The sequence below is a fragment of the Oceanobacillus kimchii X50 genome, assembly GCF_000340475.1.
GTDB classification, from domain to species: domain Bacteria; phylum Bacillota; class Bacilli; order Bacillales; family Amphibacillaceae; genus Oceanobacillus; species Oceanobacillus kimchii.
This window is the reverse complement of record NZ_CM001792.1, coordinates 2,786,599-2,803,123: the sequence shown is the minus strand read 5'-3', so window position 1 is coordinate 2,803,123 and position 16,525 is coordinate 2,786,599. Positions and strand designations below refer to the sequence as shown.

16 protein-coding genes are annotated in these 16,525 nt (G+C 36.9%); 11 read left to right on the top strand and 5 right to left on the bottom strand.

Features of this window, described 5'->3' with window-relative positions:
* The first annotated feature begins 255 nt into the window (after window positions 1-255).
* Window positions 256-1,380, top strand: a complete 1,125-nt coding sequence (locus C794_RS14630) for a zinc-dependent alcohol dehydrogenase family protein (RefSeq protein ID WP_017797900.1) — start codon at window positions 256-258, stop codon at window positions 1,378-1,380.
* Window positions 1,381-1,438: 58 nt separating this feature from the next.
* Here the strand turns inward: C794_RS14630 and C794_RS14625 are convergent, their stop codons facing one another.
* A complete protein-coding gene (locus C794_RS14625; RefSeq protein WP_017797899.1) occupies window positions 1,439-1,711 on the bottom strand; it encodes a hypothetical protein in 273 nt (90 codons plus the stop codon).
* A 335-nt stretch (window positions 1,712-2,046) separates the two neighbouring features.
* Between C794_RS14625 and C794_RS14620 the strand changes: the two genes are divergently transcribed.
* The 4 genes from C794_RS14620 to C794_RS14605 all read left to right on the top strand — a co-directional run bounded on the left by C794_RS14620 (window position 2,047) and on the right by C794_RS14605 (window position 5,063).
* On the top strand, window positions 2,047-2,940 hold the full coding sequence (locus C794_RS14620; protein ID WP_017797898.1) for a 3-hydroxyacyl-CoA dehydrogenase: 894 nt from the start codon (window positions 2,047-2,049) through the stop codon (window positions 2,938-2,940).
* A gap of 430 nt (window positions 2,941-3,370) precedes the next feature.
* Window positions 3,371-3,760, top strand: a complete 390-nt coding sequence (crcB, locus tag C794_RS14615) for a fluoride efflux transporter CrcB (RefSeq protein WP_017797897.1) — start codon at window positions 3,371-3,373, stop codon at window positions 3,758-3,760.
* A complete protein-coding gene (gene crcB / locus C794_RS14610; RefSeq protein ID WP_017797896.1) occupies window positions 3,757-4,107 on the top strand; it encodes a fluoride efflux transporter CrcB in 351 nt (116 codons plus the stop codon). Before crcB (C794_RS14615) ends, crcB (C794_RS14610) begins: the two co-directional genes overlap by 4 nt.
* A gap of 191 nt (window positions 4,108-4,298) precedes the next feature.
* On the top strand, window positions 4,299-5,063 hold the full coding sequence (locus C794_RS14605) for an SDR family NAD(P)-dependent oxidoreductase (protein WP_017797895.1): 765 nt from the start codon (window positions 4,299-4,301) through the stop codon (window positions 5,061-5,063).
* A 68-nt stretch (window positions 5,064-5,131) separates the two neighbouring features.
* On the opposite strand, the gene C794_RS14600 is transcribed toward C794_RS14605, so the two are convergent.
* Entirely contained in the window at window positions 5,132-6,526 is a 1,395-nt protein-coding gene (locus C794_RS14600; RefSeq protein ID WP_017797894.1) for an L-cystine transporter, read from the bottom strand.
* A 381-nt stretch (window positions 6,527-6,907) separates the two neighbouring features.
* The gene (locus C794_RS21065; protein WP_017797893.1) at window positions 6,908-7,189 is read right to left on the bottom strand and encodes a hypothetical protein; all 282 of its coding nucleotides are present in this window, start codon (window positions 7,187-7,189) and stop codon (window positions 6,908-6,910) included.
* Window positions 7,190-7,367: 178 nt separating this feature from the next.
* Between C794_RS21065 and C794_RS21255 the strand changes: the two genes are divergently transcribed.
* Window positions 7,368-8,123, top strand: coding sequence for a hypothetical protein (locus C794_RS21255; RefSeq protein ID WP_017797891.1), 756 nt, complete (start codon window positions 7,368-7,370; stop codon window positions 8,121-8,123).
* Window positions 8,124-8,423: 300 nt separating this feature from the next.
* Here the strand turns inward: C794_RS21255 and menC are convergent, their stop codons facing one another.
* A complete protein-coding gene (gene menC, locus C794_RS14585; protein WP_017797890.1) occupies window positions 8,424-9,536 on the bottom strand; it encodes an o-succinylbenzoate synthase in 1,113 nt (370 codons plus the stop codon).
* Between the two features lie 157 nt (window positions 9,537-9,693).
* Window positions 9,694-11,100 carry a YfcC family protein gene (locus tag C794_RS14580; RefSeq protein ID WP_017797889.1) on the bottom strand — a complete coding sequence of 469 codons (1,407 nt, stop codon included), beginning with the start codon at window positions 11,098-11,100 and terminating at the stop codon, window positions 9,694-9,696.
* A gap of 117 nt (window positions 11,101-11,217) precedes the next feature.
* Between C794_RS14580 and C794_RS14575 the strand changes: the two genes are divergently transcribed.
* From C794_RS14575 to C794_RS14555, 5 genes are all read left to right on the top strand, one after another.
* Entirely contained in the window at window positions 11,218-12,045 is an 828-nt protein-coding gene (locus C794_RS14575; protein ID WP_017797888.1) for a MurR/RpiR family transcriptional regulator, read from the top strand.
* Window positions 12,045-13,166, top strand: coding sequence for a M20 peptidase aminoacylase family protein (locus tag C794_RS14570; RefSeq protein WP_017797887.1), 1,122 nt, complete (start codon window positions 12,045-12,047; stop codon window positions 13,164-13,166). The genes C794_RS14575 and C794_RS14570 overlap by 1 nt, the downstream gene beginning before the upstream one ends.
* 428 nt (window positions 13,167-13,594) lie before the next feature.
* Window positions 13,595-14,473 (top strand): methyl-accepting chemotaxis protein, encoded by an 879-nt coding sequence (locus tag C794_RS21250; protein ID WP_039819660.1) that lies wholly within the window; start codon window positions 13,595-13,597, stop codon window positions 14,471-14,473.
* A 13-nt stretch (window positions 14,474-14,486) separates the two neighbouring features.
* Complete coding sequence (locus tag C794_RS14560) at window positions 14,487-15,947, top strand: aldehyde dehydrogenase family protein (protein ID WP_017797885.1); 1,461 nt, start codon at window positions 14,487-14,489, stop codon at window positions 15,945-15,947.
* Window positions 15,948-16,073: 126 nt separating this feature from the next.
* Window positions 16,074-16,331 (top strand): hypothetical protein, encoded by a 258-nt coding sequence (locus tag C794_RS14555; RefSeq protein WP_017797884.1) that lies wholly within the window; start codon window positions 16,074-16,076, stop codon window positions 16,329-16,331.
* Window positions 16,332-16,525 lie beyond the last annotated feature (194 nt).

Here is a 16,525-nt window from a genome sequence, read left to right as displayed (position 1 = left end):
GTATAATGGTGATAGGAATAAGAGAAGAGAAGAAGTACACTTTACTGATATTTTTGTAATTTTATGTTAAGTAGAATATAATCATTGCAACAGATGCAATCAATTACTATGATTAAATTAAAGCGCTTCCTTAAATGTGAATAATACATGCGACAAGGTATTCGTGCGTGATTCTGAGGAATTTCCTAATTTTCTTTCATCCACAAAAGAGTTTTATGAATAATAGATTGATAAAATTGCTGGAGGGATAATATTATGCAAACAAAAGCAGCGGTACTACGTAAATCAGGAGTAAAACATCCATACACTGAAAGTCAGCCAGTTCGAATTGAAATAGTTGAGTTAGATGCTCCAAAGCGTGGAGAGGTATTATTAGAAATAAAGGCAGCTAGCTTATGTCATTCGGATCTATCCGTTATTAATGGAAGTAGACCAAGACCATTACCGATGGTGTTAGGTCATGAAGCTTCTGGAGTGGTAAAAGAAGTAGGGGAAGGTATCGAAGATTTAGAAGAAGGAGATCACGTTGTATGTGTATTTGTACCGAGCTGTGGTCATTGTCTCCCATGTAAAGAAGGTAGGCCGGCATTATGTGAGCCTGGGGCGAAAGCGAATAATGAAGGAACATTATTCAATGGTGAACGAAGATTACGTCAAGGGGACGATACCATCCACCATCATATTGGTGTCTCTGCTTTTTCTGAATATGCGGTTGTATCTAGGAATTCCATAGTAAAAGTAGATAAGGATATTCCTTTTGAAAAGCTAGCGCTATTTGGTTGTGCAGTAATTACAGGAGTAGGTGCTGTCGTCAATACAGCCAATGTTAAGCTTGGCAGTACTGTTGCAATTGTTGGTTTAGGTGGTATCGGACTAAATGCATTGCTTGGGGCAGTAACTGCGGGTGCTTCCCGTATTATAGCTGTCGACATTAATGAAAATAAATTAAAACAAGCGAAAAAATTAGGAGCTACCGATGTTTTTAACTCGAAAGATGAGACAGTAATCGAACAAATTAAGGAAGCAACAAATGGTGGAGTGAATTATGCATTTGAAACAGCTGGAGCAGTACCTGCAATGGAAGTTGCATATGGTATAACCAAACGTGGGGGTACAACTGTAACCACAGGACTACCGCATCCACAACATCAGTTTTCGTTTCCCTATGTGACATTAACGGCAGAAGAAAAAACATTAAAAGGTTCCTATGTTGGAAGCTGTGTGCCAGATCGTGATATTCCAAGATTCATGGAATTATTTAAACAAGAAAAACTGCCAGTAGACCAATTAATGACCGAATTTATAAAGTTGGATGATATTAATGAAGGCTTTGATAAACTAGCCAAAGGGGACGCTTCTCGTATTATTATTCAATTTTAGATAATAAGAAAGCCGTACCTTAAATAATAGGCTACGGCTTTCTTATTTGAATAGATAACTATTTGGATTCATCTCGTCTCTCTGCCAATTGCTGTTGAATCAATTCTAGATTTCTTTCAATTCTGTTTAACCGTTCGTCTTGTTGTTTTGTTTTTGTGTTTTGAACGATATTTGCTTGTATAGACTCTTCAATTGCAACTCCTGCAGCGTACGTCGCAATAGCGTCTCCCACTGTGGTGAGTAGCCCTGCAATTAACCCTAACTTTAAACTTCTTGCAATTTCGATATCCTCTTCCGTAACTCCGGATGAATTAAAGTTGTTATTTGTCATAGCCATTCCTCGTTTAATCTTTTTATTTTATCATATTCACATTAGGCGATAACCGTTATTTATTTTGTATACTAGTATTATCGAATAAAATTTATTGGTTATAATAGAGAATAGATACACATAAAAAGCGGTTTATGTGCCCAAAAAGAAAAAGAGATACTAAAAGAGGTAAGATAAAAGTTAGTTTTAACGTATACTTAGTTTACTTTCAATATGTAATTATAGGTGAGTTTCAATAGATGTATACTCAATAAAAACAGGATGTTTTCAATAAATATCGGGACATGAATAATCTATGCTCTAAAAAAACAATTTCAAAGAGAGAAGGTATTAATATGGATTATAAAAATGTAACTATTGCTGGTAGTGGAGTACTTGGGAGCCAAATTGCATTTCAAGTTGCTTACAAAGGTTTTAATGTCAGTGTGTTTGATATAAGCGATGAGGCTATAGAAACAGCAAAAGAACGAATTCAGAAGTTAAAAGAACGCTATAAAAAAGATGTAGGAGCGACGGATGAGCAGGTTAATAGAGCTTATGAAAGTATGTCTTTTTATTCAAATCTTGAACATGCTGCTGGCAATGCCGATCTTGTCATTGAAGCAGTTCCTGAAGTGATGGATATAAAAACGGATTTTTATGGTAAATTAGCAAGAATTGCTCCTGAGCATACTATATTCGCTTCCAATTCTTCGACAATGCTTCCTAGCCAATTTGCAGATGCAACAGGAAGACCAGAGAAATTTTTAATGCTCCACTTTGCAAATGAAATTTGGAAAAACAATACAGCTGAAATTATGAAGCATGAACGAACAGATATGGATGTGTTTGATGATTTAGTAGAATTTGCAAAACAAATTGGCATGATTGCTTTACCAATTTATAAAGAACAACCTGGATATATATTAAATTCACTACTTGTTCCTTTATTAGATGCTGCACAAGGGTTACTTGTAAATGGAATTGCAGATGCAGAGACGATTGATAAAACATGGATGGCTGCAATGGGAGCACCGCGTGGGCCCTTTGCTGTATTAGACGTAGTTGGCATTCGTACCCCATATAACTTGTCGAAAGCAAAAGGAGAAAATGGCGATGAAGATGCAAAAGCAATTGCAAATTTCTTAAAAGAAGAATACTTAGATAAAGGGAAACTTGGTGTTGAATCTGGAGAGGGATTTTATAATTATCCGAATCCAGCGTATTTAGAAAAAGATTTCTTGAAGTAAATGAAAAAGGAGGTTATTCATTTTTGGATGAGTAATCTCCTTTTAACTGTTCTAGTGTTTTTGCAAAACTTTCCGTAATTCCTCGTATTGTTGGTAGATATCCTGTTGATTGTAATGGTTTCAGAATACATATGTATCGTCTTTTTTTATGTACAAAAATGGAACTTCCATATTTTTTAAGAATAATTTTTCTTTTCCAAACCTCTCTAATTGGTAGTACTATTCGATTATCAAATACTGTTGCTCCGTTTGTACGACGTTCAATTTCTGGGATCCTATTTAACTATTCAATTGTTGTAATCTCATCTCATTGCTATCACTTCTAAATAATAATTATATGATAAAAAATAAGAAAGGTTTCATCAAATAGTATAGTATGGATTATAATGTAATCTATTATAGAAGAATATTCTAATAAGTAGGTGAATATATGAAAAATGTACTTATCGTTATGCTTGGGGGCTTTATTGGATCTATATTGCGTTATTTGCTAGGGGAATGGATGTCATCAAACAGTGGCTTTCCGATTGGGACATTTTTCATTAATTTAATTGGATGTTTTGCACTTGGTTGGTTATTAACATTTTTTGCAAGGAAGCACTATGTACGAAAAGAATGGTCACTTCTATTTGGAACGGGTTTACTTGGATCTTTTACAACATACTCTACCTTCTCTGTAGAAACAATATTACTTTTACAGTCAGCTGAATATATGTTAGCAGTTATATACGTTTTAGGGAGTGTAGTATTAGGAGTTGGACTCGCCTACTTTGGTGCGCGTATTGCATTAACATCTAAAAATGAGGAAGGTATGTCATGACAATATGGATAGTTGGTATTGGAGGTTCTCTTGGAGCTGCGGCAAGATATGGTTTGAGTCAATGGTTGAATAAATATCCTTTTTTTCCTTTAGGAACATGGATAACTAATATATTTGGATCATTTATATTAGGTCTATGTTTGCAATATTATATAGCGGGCTTTTTAAGTGTAGGTTGGTGGGCATTTCTTGGAATTGGTATATGTGGAGGATTTACAACCTTTTCTACATTTGGTACAGAGGTAGTTTCAATGTTGCAGCATAAGAAATGGAAACAAGCTATCTTCTATATAATTACAACTGTTATTTTGAGTTTATTCGGTGCGTGGCTTGGGATTATTTTTTAATTTCATAATTGCTATGCACCGTTTGTAACGGAAAAAGGTATTTATATAAGTAACTGAGTAGAATACTTATCATTGTAAAATAAGTGCAAATAATCAATCAAATCACTTGTGATTTTGTAAACGTTTTCATAAAATGATAAAGAAAGCAAGTTACGAAAGAGAAGTACATTATTAAAAGGGAGTGGATAATCTTGGAAGGAAAAGTAGTACTTATTACTGGTGGTGCTGGGGGAATAGGACAAGCAACTGCAAAACTTCTATTAGATCATGGGGCAAAGGTTGCTTTAGTAGATATCAATGAAGATTCATTATTAAAGGCAAAGGAATCTCTTGATGTAGGAGACGATCGTGTTTTTACAATTGCGGGCAATGTGACTATTGAAGAAGACGTAGAAAGTTATGTGAAACAAACAGTAGATCGCTTTGGGAAAATTGATGTTTTCTTTAATAATGCAGGGATTAATGGACCGGTTTCAACAATTACGGAATTGGATCAATCTACATTTGAAAAGATAATGTCGATTAATGTAACCGGTGTATTCTTAGGTCTGAAACATGTGATTAAACAAATGAAAAAGCAAGGGTATGGAAGTATTGTAAATACAGCTTCAAATGCTGCTTATATTGGGTCAGCAGGTATGGTCGGATATATTGCTTCTAAACATGCAGTTGCTGGTATTACCAAAACAGCTGCATTAGAGGTAGCACCAGATGGAATACGAGTAAATGCTGTAGCACCAGCTGCAATTGATACGCAAATGCTCGCTGATATTCAGAATAACCTTACTCCTGGGGAGCCGGAAAAATCTGGGGAAGCTTTAAAACAAGGTATTCCAGCAGGAAAATTTGGAGCACCAGAAGAAGTCGCTCAAGTTGTGAAGTTTTTAGCTTCTGATGATGCATCCTTTGTAAATGGATCGCTTTACAATGTAGACGGCGGAATGCAAGCTGATTAATAGAAAACAGCAGTGTTGGTTTGAGCCAACCTGCTGTTTTCTAAATGACTCTTATACTAAAGCTACAATTAAATACCTGTGTTTTCAACGACTGATTTCTTATCTTGATACGTTTCATGGTTAAGGTTTCGCATCACTTTTGAAGTTAATGTTCCTGATACCATGCTTCCATTTACATTCAGAGCGGTACGGCCCATATCAATTAATGCTTCAATGGAGATCAATAACCCTGCCAGACCTACTGGTAATCCCATAGAGGATAGAACAATAATTGCTGCAAAGGTTGCTCCACCGCCAACACCAGCTACACCAAATGAACTGATAGCTGTAATTAACACTAATTGAATAATGAAATCAAGGGATAAAGGATCAATACCGACTGTTGGAGCAATCATAACAGCTAACATTGCCGGATAAATACCCGCACAACCATTTTGCCCCATTGTAGCTCCAAATGATGCAGAAATATTCGCTGCTCCATCATCTACGCCGAGTGCATTCTTTTGCGCGGAAATATTTAATGGAATCGTTCCAGCGCTTGATCGTGACGTGAATGCGAACCCAAGGACTGGAATGACTTTTTTCAAATAGGTCATCGGATTAAGTCCGAATACGCCAACAAGTACTAAATGAATAATGAACATCAAGAGTAAAGCGGCGTAGGATGCAATAACGAACTTACCTAATTGAATGATTCCTTGATAATTCGTACTTGCAACCATATTTGTCATTAAAGCAAGTACCCCAAACGGTGTTAAGCGAAGAACGAGAGTTACAATTCGCATAATGACACTAAATATGGCGTTAATTCCTTTTGTAAATATTGCTGCATGTTCTGGTTGTTTTCGTTGAACACCTAGAGTGGCAATACCGATAATGACGGAAAAAATTACTACTGCGATAACAGAAGTCGGACGCTCACCAGTCATATCTAAAAATATATTACTAGGAATAAAGTTTAGAATTCGTTGTGGTGTTGTTTGTCCTTCCATTTCAGTAAAGCTTTGTTCAATCGAAAGTCCACGATCTGTTTCTGCTTGACCAGCTTCAATTTGTTCGGCACTTAAATCAAATAATAATGCCGACCCAATACCCACTAATGCGGCAATTAATGTTGTAGAGATAAGTATTCCGATTATCCAACCAGCCATTTTTCCAAGTTCTTTTGTCTTATCTAAGTTTATAATGGCACGAATAATCGATATCATTACAAGTGGTACAACAATTACCATAAGAAATCTTACATAACCACTCCCAACAATACTGTACCAATCAAGTGTCCCGGTTAATATAGATGAACCTTCTCCATAAATAGCTTGCAGAATTGCTCCTAAGACAATCCCTATTCCCATACCAGTAAAGACTCGTTTGGAGAATGATACATGTTTTTTCTGCATATAAATTAGTAATCCAATAAGTGCCAGTAACACTACAACATTGATTAAAATAAACAAGTTATCCATTAATAATTACCCTCCTTATAAATGCGTATAATTCATATGAATTTACTGTGAATTAAACTATACAATGATTCTATGTCTTAATCAAGAAAAAATGTTTGGCTGTCTTTTTAGATTATGTAATATGGATCAAAAGAAACATATATAAGAATATCAGTGAGTCTAGTTAGGACCAAGGAATAGTAGCGATTTAAAAGTAAAAACCTAGAACCAAATAGATTTTGTTAGTTACAACTCGTGAAACTTGTGTTATTTAAAATAAACTACTTTATATAATTGAAAAAAGAGGGAGCGTGAGATTCCCCCTCTGTCTTGAAACCTTCAATTAAATATCATTTGTGTCTAACAAATATAAATTTCACTTTGTTGCAAAGTTATGTTGTGCTAAGAAGTTAGTCTAGTTAAATTCAATGATGCATTAACAATAGTTACCCCATCGGATGTTGTAACTAGCGTGTCAGGTGTAGTGCCAATGTTACGAAGTGTCAATGTAGAACCACTTGGTATGGTTAATATAGCTGAGCCTATAGCTAGCCTTGTTGTATTATTTTGACCACCGGTTTGGCCGTACCTTGTTGTATCTTGGATTGCCCCATTTAGAACTATTGCATAAGCTAAAGCAATGTTTATTCCAGAAATTAGTACGTTAACTGCATATGAAATCAAATAGTCACCACCATTTGTAACTGTGACAGTTGTAGTTCCAGAGGCATGAGCAACTCCACCAGATAAAGGGCCATTTGCGCTAAAAGTAATATCTCCTCCAGAAACAACGGATTGAGCTCCGGTATTAAATACATATCCATAAGCTGGAGAGAAAGTACCTGTAGCGCCTGTAGGTCCTGTGGCACCCGTTGGCCCGGTAGCACCATCAACGCCATCTGCCCCCGTCGGTCCTGTTGGACCGGTAGCACCATCAATACCATCCGCACCCGTAGGCCCCGTGGCTCCAGTTGGACCGGTAACGCCGTCAATGCCATCCGCACCGGTCGATCCTGTAGCTCCAGTTGGACCTGTAGCGCCGTCAACGCCATCTGCCCCCGTAGGTCCCGTAGCCCCTGTAGGTCCGGTAGCACCATCGACGCCATCCGCACCCGTAGGCCCCGTAGCTCCAGTAGGTCCGGTAGCACCATCAACGCCATCTGTACCAGTCGGACCCGTAGCTCCTGTAGGACCGGTAGCGCCGTCAAGTCCATCTGCGCCGGTCGGTCCCGTGGGCCCAGTCGGACCGGTAACACCATCAATGCCATCCGCCCCAGTCGGTCCCGTAGCTCCTGTAGGACCGGTAGCGCCGTCAAGTCCATCTGCCCCGGTCGGCCCTGTTGCGCCGGTCGGACCCGTAGCTCCAGTTGGTCCGGTGGCGCCGTCAAGTCCATCTGCCTCGGTCGGCCCCGTAACGCCAGTCGATCCTGTAGCTCCTGTTGGCCCGGTAGCGCCGTCAAGTCCATCTGAACCCGTAGGTCCCTTAGCCCCTGTAGGTCCGGTAACACCATCGACGCCATCCGCTCCCGTAGCTCCTGTAGGTCCTGTTGCGCCCGTAGGTCCGGTAGCTCCAGTGGGGCCTATTGTTCTGGAGGGATTAGAGATTATAATAGTATGATTATTTCTACTAGAAGGCCGGACAACTGTGTATTCAATTTTTGATTTTTTTTCCTATCATTGTTCTCTCTTGCCATTTTTCCCCAAACTTTCTTATCACTTTAGTAATAATTAAATTATTCTTGTTGTGATAAAGATGTGTGGACAATAATGGCGATAAAAATATACTAAGGAAGGATGTGAATATGAATCATGTACAAGTAAACACAAGTTTGTACTTCAGTAAAATATGTACATAAACATATATAATGAAGCTTGTTATATTACATTGCTAATATAGGTTTGAGCAAAAAACCTTTAGTTAATTTAAGTTGAATGTTTTCTTATATACTGTATATTTTGCTAATTTTTCATGACTTACGTTATATCCAATACCAGGCTCACTTGGTACTTGTAGAATACCGTTATGCACAAGTACTTCAGGTTCGATAATATCTTCATGCCAGTAACGAGAAGAAGAGGCAGTATCACCTGGTAACGTAAAGTTTGCTAACGAAGTTACTGCAATATTATGGGCTCGTCCAATTCCAGATTCAAGCATTCCACCACACCACATCGGGATATCAGCTTCCTCACAAAGGTCATGGATTTTTTTCATGATAGATAGCCCACCAACACGACCAACTTTCATATTAATGATTTTTCCACTACCAAGTTGTATTGCTTTTCTTGCATCATCATAAGAATGAATACTCTCGTCTAAACATATTGGCGTTTCTAAGTGTTTTTGTAATTCCGCGTGGTCAATAAGGTCTCCAGCAGTTAATGGTTGTTCGATCATCATTAAGTTATATGGGTCCAGTTGTTTTAATAAATCTATATCATCTAATGTATAGGCAGAGTTTGCATCAACCATTAGCGGTATGGCAGGATAATGTTCTCTAATTTCTTTTACTACCTCAACATCTTTACCTGGTTTAATTTTTACTTTAATTCGTTTGTATCCTTCATCTACTTTTCCCTTTATATTCGTAAGTAGTTTTTCCATATCATCTTCAATACCAAGGCTGACGCCAACTTCAATTTCTTTTTTGGTTCCACCAAGAGCATCTGCTAATGAGATTCCTTGTCGTTTTGCATATATATCCCAAGCAGCTGCATCAATCACAGCTTTTGCGAGGTTATTTCGTTTAAAAGGAGAAAACAAATCAGCTAATTCATCTGGATGTTCCCACTCATGTTTCAACGCAAGTGGTACGAGAAATTGTTCTAACATAACCCAGCTTCCATCTGTGAATTCCTCAATATATAATGGTGAATCTGAGGTGACACATTCTCCCCAGCCAATATTTCCAAGTTCATCTATTGCTTCGATAATAACAAAGCTACGGTCTTGTTCTGTACCGAAACTTGTTGTGAATGGGTTTTTCATACGCATACTTACTTTATGCATGGTTATTTCTTGAAATTTCATTTTATTGACTCCTTTATTTGATTTACATATTCTTCATCGTCCGATATTTCTACTTCATTTATGGAAATTGAAGTAAAAGGTTGCAGTCTGGTTCATCCTGATAAGTTTTTACTATATAAGAATATCGTATTTTAGAAAAATAATCTTGGTGTGAATACTACATCGGTCCCCAATTTATCATAACACCGATGCTTAAGAAAATAATGCCAATGATATACCAGATAATAACTAATGGAATCGCAAATTTGATCCACTTGGTCCATGGGATGCCTGCGATAGCTAAATTAGCCATTAGCACTCCGGATAAAGGGGTAATTATATTCGTGAATCCATCTCCCATGGAGTAGGCTTGTACGGCTACTTGTCTTGGTACGTCCATCAAGTCTGCAAGAGGCGTCAAGATAGGCATCACAATTGCTGCTTGTCCACTACCAGATGAAACAATAAGGTTAAACAGGCCATTACCGATAAACATAGCAATTGCTCCAAACACACTTGAAAAAGGTTCCATCACAATTGCCATTCCATTTACAATCGAATCAAGTACATACCCATTTTCTAATACCACGACAATGGAACGAGCCATGCCAATGATTAATGCACCATATAGAACTCCTTTGGCACCGTGCATAAATTCCTCTACCATTTGATTTGCGCCCATTTTCGAGATAATAGCAGTTAACACGGCGATAGCAATAAATACTCCTGCCATTTCATTAATGGACCATTCTAACTGGAATACTCCATAGACATATGTTGCGATACCAAGAACAAGTATTGTCAATACAATTTTGTGAATAGTTGTTAATGTTCCATCTACTTCTTCGATGTCCCGTTCATCATATTTAGGAAAACGATTTTCACGTAAAATGCTTTTGTTTGGGTTATTTTTAACACGATTTGCATACCAGATAATATAAGCTATTGTTGCACTTACAACAGTGACATATATAACTAAGCGAAAACTGATACCTGAAAATAGAGGAAGTTGAGCGATTTGTTGTGCAAACCCAGTTGTCATCGGATCAAGGAAACCTATAGCGAAACCAGAATAAGCACCTAGGTAAATAATAGATACCCCTACGATTGCGTCCATCTTCATTGCTCTAGCTAAAATAATTCCAATTGGGATAAATGCAATTACTGCATTGACAATGATACCAAGTGCTCCAAATATAGAAAATAAACTAGCTACGATAATAATTAACATCCATTCTCTATTTTGTGTTCCTCGAATTGTTTTCATAATTAGGTTGTCGATAGCACCTGTTTTTTCAATAACTGCAAAAGCTCCACCTATGATTAATACAAGAAATATTAAACCAGCTCCACCAATGAGGCCGTCTTGAATAGAGCGAAAGATATCAATCACCGAAGCAGGCTGTTGTTCTATTTGACTATAACTATCTGGAATAATTACATCAATTCCATTCTCAGATGTTTCACGGTCAAATGATCCAGCTGGAATAATGTACGTCAGTAATGCTGCGATGATGAGAATAACAAATAATATCACATAAGCATCAGGTAAGATGAGTTTTCTTTTTTTCTTTGGTTTAGTCATATTTTGTCTCCTCTTTGTTTAAAAAGTCGAAATATTTAAAGTTGAAATAAATTATAATAAAGTTTATACTTTAAATCAATATAAAATAATGTAAAAACTTTAACACAGGTGACGTTTATGAATCGAGAATATGTAGAAAGAACGAAAGAGAAGCTCCCAGAAATGACTAAAGGATTAAAGAAAGTAGGGAGATATCTGTTATCCGAACCGATTGTATTTGCCATACATCCAGCTAAAAAAGTAGGGAGTATGATAGATGTAAGTGAAACAATGGTTATACGATTTTGTCATTATATAGGTTATCGAGGATATTCTGAGCTGCAAAAAGAAGTGAGACATCATTTAATGAATCTAGAAAATATCAAGGACAAGGAGAGCATATTAACGAAAGAAAATAATTTTAAACATTTTATCGAAGAAGATGTTAAGAATTTAAAGCAGATGAAGAATATAATAGATGTGGATGTATTGAACGATGTTGTAGAGAAAATATTAGAAAGTGAGAAAGTGGTAGTTGCAGGTTACTATCATTCATTTAGTTTTGCACATTGGTTTTCGTTTAACTTGAATTACATTTTAGGGAATGCTTCATTATTTAGACCGGAAAGCGATGCAGGGGTACTCGAATTAATGTCTAAAAATTCTTGTATCATCATTTTTTCTTTCTTTCGATATGCAGTAGACACCATACGTTTAGCCGAAGAAGCTAAAAAAATAGGAGTTCCTGTGATCGTGATAACTGATTCATGGGCATCACCAGCAGCTGAATATGCTGATTTTGTAATTTCGATATACTCATCAGAGAATACTAATGTTCTGTTACAGAAAGGACCAATTACGATGTCAGTTATGAATTCCATCTTATCTGAGTTAATCGACCAGGTTCAAGATCGAGGTAAAGTTCCACCGACATTTAAGTACTATATAAAGGACGGAGAAGATTAATGATAAATAGTATTGAACAAAGAGTAAGAGATACATTTCATTATTTACATCAACATGCAGAAATTAGTTGGGAAGAGGTAGAAACGACTAAGTATATTAAGCATTACTTAGAAAAAGCGGGATGTAACGTGACAACCTTTTCTGATTGTACAGGAATAGTTGGAGAATATGGCGATTTTAATAAAGGCCTTCCAGTTGTAGGTATTCGAGCGGATATGGATGCACTATGGCAAGAAGTGAATGGGAGATTTCAAGCGAATCATTCTTGTGGTCATGATGCACATATGGCAATGGTTCTTGGTGTACTGTGGTCATTAGAAGAAATTACAAATATTAAGGATAAAATTGCAGTCAAATTTATCTTCCAACCAGCTGAAGAAAATGGTAGTGGTGCACTAAAAATGGTGGAAAAAGGAGTTGTAGACAATGTAGACTATTTATTCGGTGTACATCTTCGTCCAGACCAAGAAGCGAAAATGGGGACAGCAACGCCAGTTATTGTGCATGGTGCGACAAGAATGTTTCATGGGGAAATTCAAGGTGACGATGCCCATGGAGCTAGACCACATCTCAATCATAACGCGATTGAAGTCGGAGCTCAAATCGTTAACATGATCCGCCAAATTCACTTGGATCCACGTGTTCCCCATTCTGTAAAAATGACGAAGTTTCAGTCTGGGGGAAAGAACGCCAATATCATCCCAGGAAACGCTTCATTTAGTCTTGACTTACGAGCGCAATCCAATATAGTAATGGAACATCTAGAAAGAAAGGTCCATAATATCTTTGATGCGGTCCGAGATTTATATGATATTAACATTAAAATAACAGATGTACATGGGATTGCTGCAGCAGAAATTAATGAAGAGGCTATCCATATAATGCAAAAAGCAATTTCTTCACATCTAGGAGAAGACAAATTACTTGAACCATTAGTAACACCTGGCGGGGATGATTTTCATTTTTATACAATTAAACGCCCGAAATTGAAAGCAACGATGCTTGGATTAGGATGTGCTTTAACTCCAGGGCTTCATCATCCAACTATGACATTTGATCAAAATGCACTTGAAAATGGAGTGCAAATTCTTACAAAAGCAATACTGTATGTATATAATTAGTAACTTTTAATTAGAATCCCGATTTGAGAGTCAATATTCTTGATAGGGATTTTTATTTTACCCTCCTAATACAACCTTCATCCTTACTAGAATTAGAGGGAAGTGTGGAAGAGTAAAACTGAAGAATAGATTTTGAAACCCGCTCTAGAAATATACTCCGATTTCCGTGGGAGGCTGGTGAGCCTTACTCCCACAGGAATCTCCGTATATTTCTTGAGTTTATTCTAAGCACCATCCATCTGTTAGGCAACTCTTTTGTAAAGTCTCAAACTCTTATTTTTTAAGTTGATTATCGTACAAGCCTAATGAACTAAATTCATTCTCAGACTTTGACAATACAGTAAAGTAATTTTGAAAGTTTCGGAAATAGGTAGTAGTCTTCAAAAACGTATATTTATAACCGATATAAGGTCTAGAAGTTAATTAAAATGTTTTTGAAGGAGGAAAAAGGCGTGGATTCAATAAATGTAAAAAATCATCCATTACTAGAAGCGTTTATTCAGGTTGGACCTTATATTCAACAGTTAGTCAATGATGATATAACGATTGGAATATATGATACGGAGAAATTATTAAAGAACTATCCAGGTCAAACATTTTCATTGGATGTTTCAGCAGGAGACCCATTATTAGAGGGAGATATCGTAACGAGAGCGATCCAAGAAGGTAAGAATCAGTCAATGGTGGTTCCTGCTCATATTCTAGGGGTTAAATTAATTTCAAAAGCAGTACCTATAATAGATGAATTTGGAAACATTGTTGGCGGTGTGGGGTTAGGAATGAACGTTGATAAGGCACAACAATTGTCAGATGTTTCCGGGAATTTATCTAATGTTTTTGAAGATATTACTAAAACAATAACAGATATGGCGGAATCTATTTCTCAATTGTCAGAGAATATGAACTTTGTATCACAAAAATCAATTGAGGTTGGAGAAAGTGTCCAGTTAATTGAAGAGTTTTCTCAAACGGTAAAAGGCATTGCCGACCAAAGTAATCTACTTGGTTTAAATGCAGCTATTGAGGCTGCTCGAGCAGGAGAATATGGTAGAGGTTTTTCTGTAGTTGCTAGCGAAGTTCGCAAAATGGCTGCTAATTCAAAAATACAAGTAGATGAAATCTATACGATTACGAATAAAATTAAATCCGTTATCGATGGTCTTGATAAAGATATTCAGAAAGCAAATCTTGAATCAGACTCTCAATCTGCTGCCATAGAGGAACTTACAGCTACAATGCAAGAAGTAAATAGCAATATTCAAAGCTTAGCTACAATGGCTAAGGAAAATACAGAAATACGAAATTAGAGGAGAGTGTATCATGTCAATTTATAAGCAACTAGAATCACAATATATAAATGGTGTATGGAAAGATGGAAGTGGTCAGGCTACGATTCAAAATACGAATCCATTTAATGGAGAGGTTATTGCTTCATATCGTGCAGCTTCCTTACAAGATCTAGATATGGCATATGAATCAGCAAAAGTAGCGCAAAAAAAATGGTCTAAGGAAAATCCGATTAACGTCCAAAAAATCATGAATAAAGCTGTTAGTTATATGGAAGAAAATCATGAAGAAATAGTCGATATTATTATTCAAGAAATAGGTGGAACTCGTCTGAAAGCCGAATTTGAAATTGGACTTGTTACCAATATGATTAAGGAAGCCTCCTCTTTTCCAATGCGAATGAGCGGAAGTATCTTACCATCACCGATAGATGGTAAAGAAAACCGTGTTTATCGAGTACCAGTAGGGGTTGTAGGTGTGATTAGTCCATTTAACTTCCCGTTTTTCCTTTCTATGAAGTCAGTTGCTCCAGCATTAGCTACAGGTAATGCGGTTGTATTAAAACCGCACGAACATACAGCAATTACGGGTGGAACAATGATAGCAAAGATATTTGAAGAGGCTGGACTTCCTAAAGGCGTACTTCAAGTAGTAACAACGGAGATTTCTGAGATAGGTGATCGTTTTGTAGATCACCCCGTTCCAGGTGCGATATCCTTTACAGGATCTACAAAAGTAGGTAAGCATATTGGTGAAGTGGCTTCTCGTAATCTAAAAGAAGTTCATTTAGAGCTAGGCGGTAACAGTGCATTAATCGTACTTGAAGATGCAGATATTGATTATGCAGTAAGTGCTGGAGTATTTAGTCGATTTACGCACCAAGGACAAATCTGTATGTCTGCAAATCGGATTATTGTTCACGAAGATGTATATGATGAATTTGTTCAGAAGTACGTGGAAAAAGTTAAAACATTAACTTGCGGCGACCCTGCAAATTCAAATACAATCATCGGTCCTTTAATTAATGAGCGCCAAGTAAAAAATACAGTTAACCTTATAGAAAAAGGGATTGAAGAAGGTGCCCACCCATTAGTAAGAGGGCAGGTGAAAGGTAATGTAGTAGAGCCAGTCATCTTTACAGAAGTAACTCCAGATATGCAAATTGCCAATGAAGAATTCTTTGCTCCAGTTGTAGCGATTATGAAAGTTACATCAGAAGAACAGGCCATCGCATATGCAAATGCTAGTTCATATGGTCTTAGCGGTGCCGTGCATACGAGAGATGTAAATCGAGGTGCAGAAGTAGCGAAACAATTAGAATCTGGTATGATCCATATTAATGACGGAACAATTAATGACGAGCCGAATGTGGCATTTGGAGGAGTGAAAAATTCTGGAGTAGGTCGTTTAAATGGAGAGTGGAGTTTAGAAGCGTTCACGACAACAAAATGGATCTCTATTCAACATACGAAACGCCAATTCCCATATTCCTAAAAGAATTATAACTATAGTTATTTGGACATTCGGTTTGTATCGTAATAATCTGCCCATCCAAAATATAGACACTTGCATAGAATACATTAGAAAGATATATATTTTGGAGGAAAGAGGGATAACAAATTGAATAATTATCAATTTGATCAAAATAACTATATAGAACCATATGAATCGTATATAGAGTCACGACCTCATGGTGGAGGCTTTCATGGACGTCCCATTTTCCACGGAGGCTATGTAGGACCATTTTTTGGATTTGGCGGAGCGCCTTTTTTAGGAGGATTGGCAGGAGGATTATTAGCAGGTGAATTGTTATCAGCACCATATTACTACTATCCTCCATATCCGACGTATAGTTACTACTCACCATACGGATTGTAGTATAAATAAATTGGAAGTCAACTTTTTTAGAAGAGTTGGCTTTTTATTTTTGTATTCGAGTCAACAGCATAATTGCTATATCTTATTTAAAAAGAGTAATCCAAAAATTAGTATTGTAAAACGGTTACATTTATCTTATACTGTTACTAAATCGATTTACTAAACCGTTTTAGTTATAGAGCATAGAAGGGATT

Coding starts and splice junctions, on each gene's coding strand:
- C794_RS14630 (WP_017797900.1), top strand. CDS start 256: ATGCAAACAAAAGCAGCGGTACTACGTAAATCAGGAGTAAAACATCCA.
- C794_RS14625 (WP_017797899.1), bottom strand. CDS start 1,711: ATGACAAATAACAACTTTAATTCATCCGGAGTTACGGAAGAGGATATC.
- C794_RS14620 (WP_017797898.1), top strand. CDS start 2,047: ATGGATTATAAAAATGTAACTATTGCTGGTAGTGGAGTACTTGGGAGC.
- crcB (WP_017797897.1), top strand. CDS start 3,371: ATGAAAAATGTACTTATCGTTATGCTTGGGGGCTTTATTGGATCTATA.
- crcB (WP_017797896.1), top strand. CDS start 3,757: ATGACAATATGGATAGTTGGTATTGGAGGTTCTCTTGGAGCTGCGGCA.
- C794_RS14600 (WP_017797894.1), bottom strand. CDS start 6,526: ATGGATAACTTGTTTATTTTAATCAATGTTGTAGTGTTACTGGCACTT.
- menC (WP_017797890.1), bottom strand. CDS start 9,536: ATGAAATTTCAAGAAATAACCATGCATAAAGTAAGTATGCGTATGAAA.
- C794_RS14580 (WP_017797889.1), bottom strand. CDS start 11,100: ATGACTAAACCAAAGAAAAAAAGAAAACTCATCTTACCTGATGCTTAT.
- C794_RS14575 (WP_017797888.1), top strand. CDS start 11,218: ATGAATCGAGAATATGTAGAAAGAACGAAAGAGAAGCTCCCAGAAATG.
- C794_RS14570 (WP_017797887.1), top strand. CDS start 12,045: ATGATAAATAGTATTGAACAAAGAGTAAGAGATACATTTCATTATTTA.
- C794_RS21250 (WP_039819660.1), top strand. CDS start 13,595: ATGTTTTTGAAGGAGGAAAAAGGCGTGGATTCAATAAATGTAAAAAAT.
- C794_RS14560 (WP_017797885.1), top strand. CDS start 14,487: ATGTCAATTTATAAGCAACTAGAATCACAATATATAAATGGTGTATGG.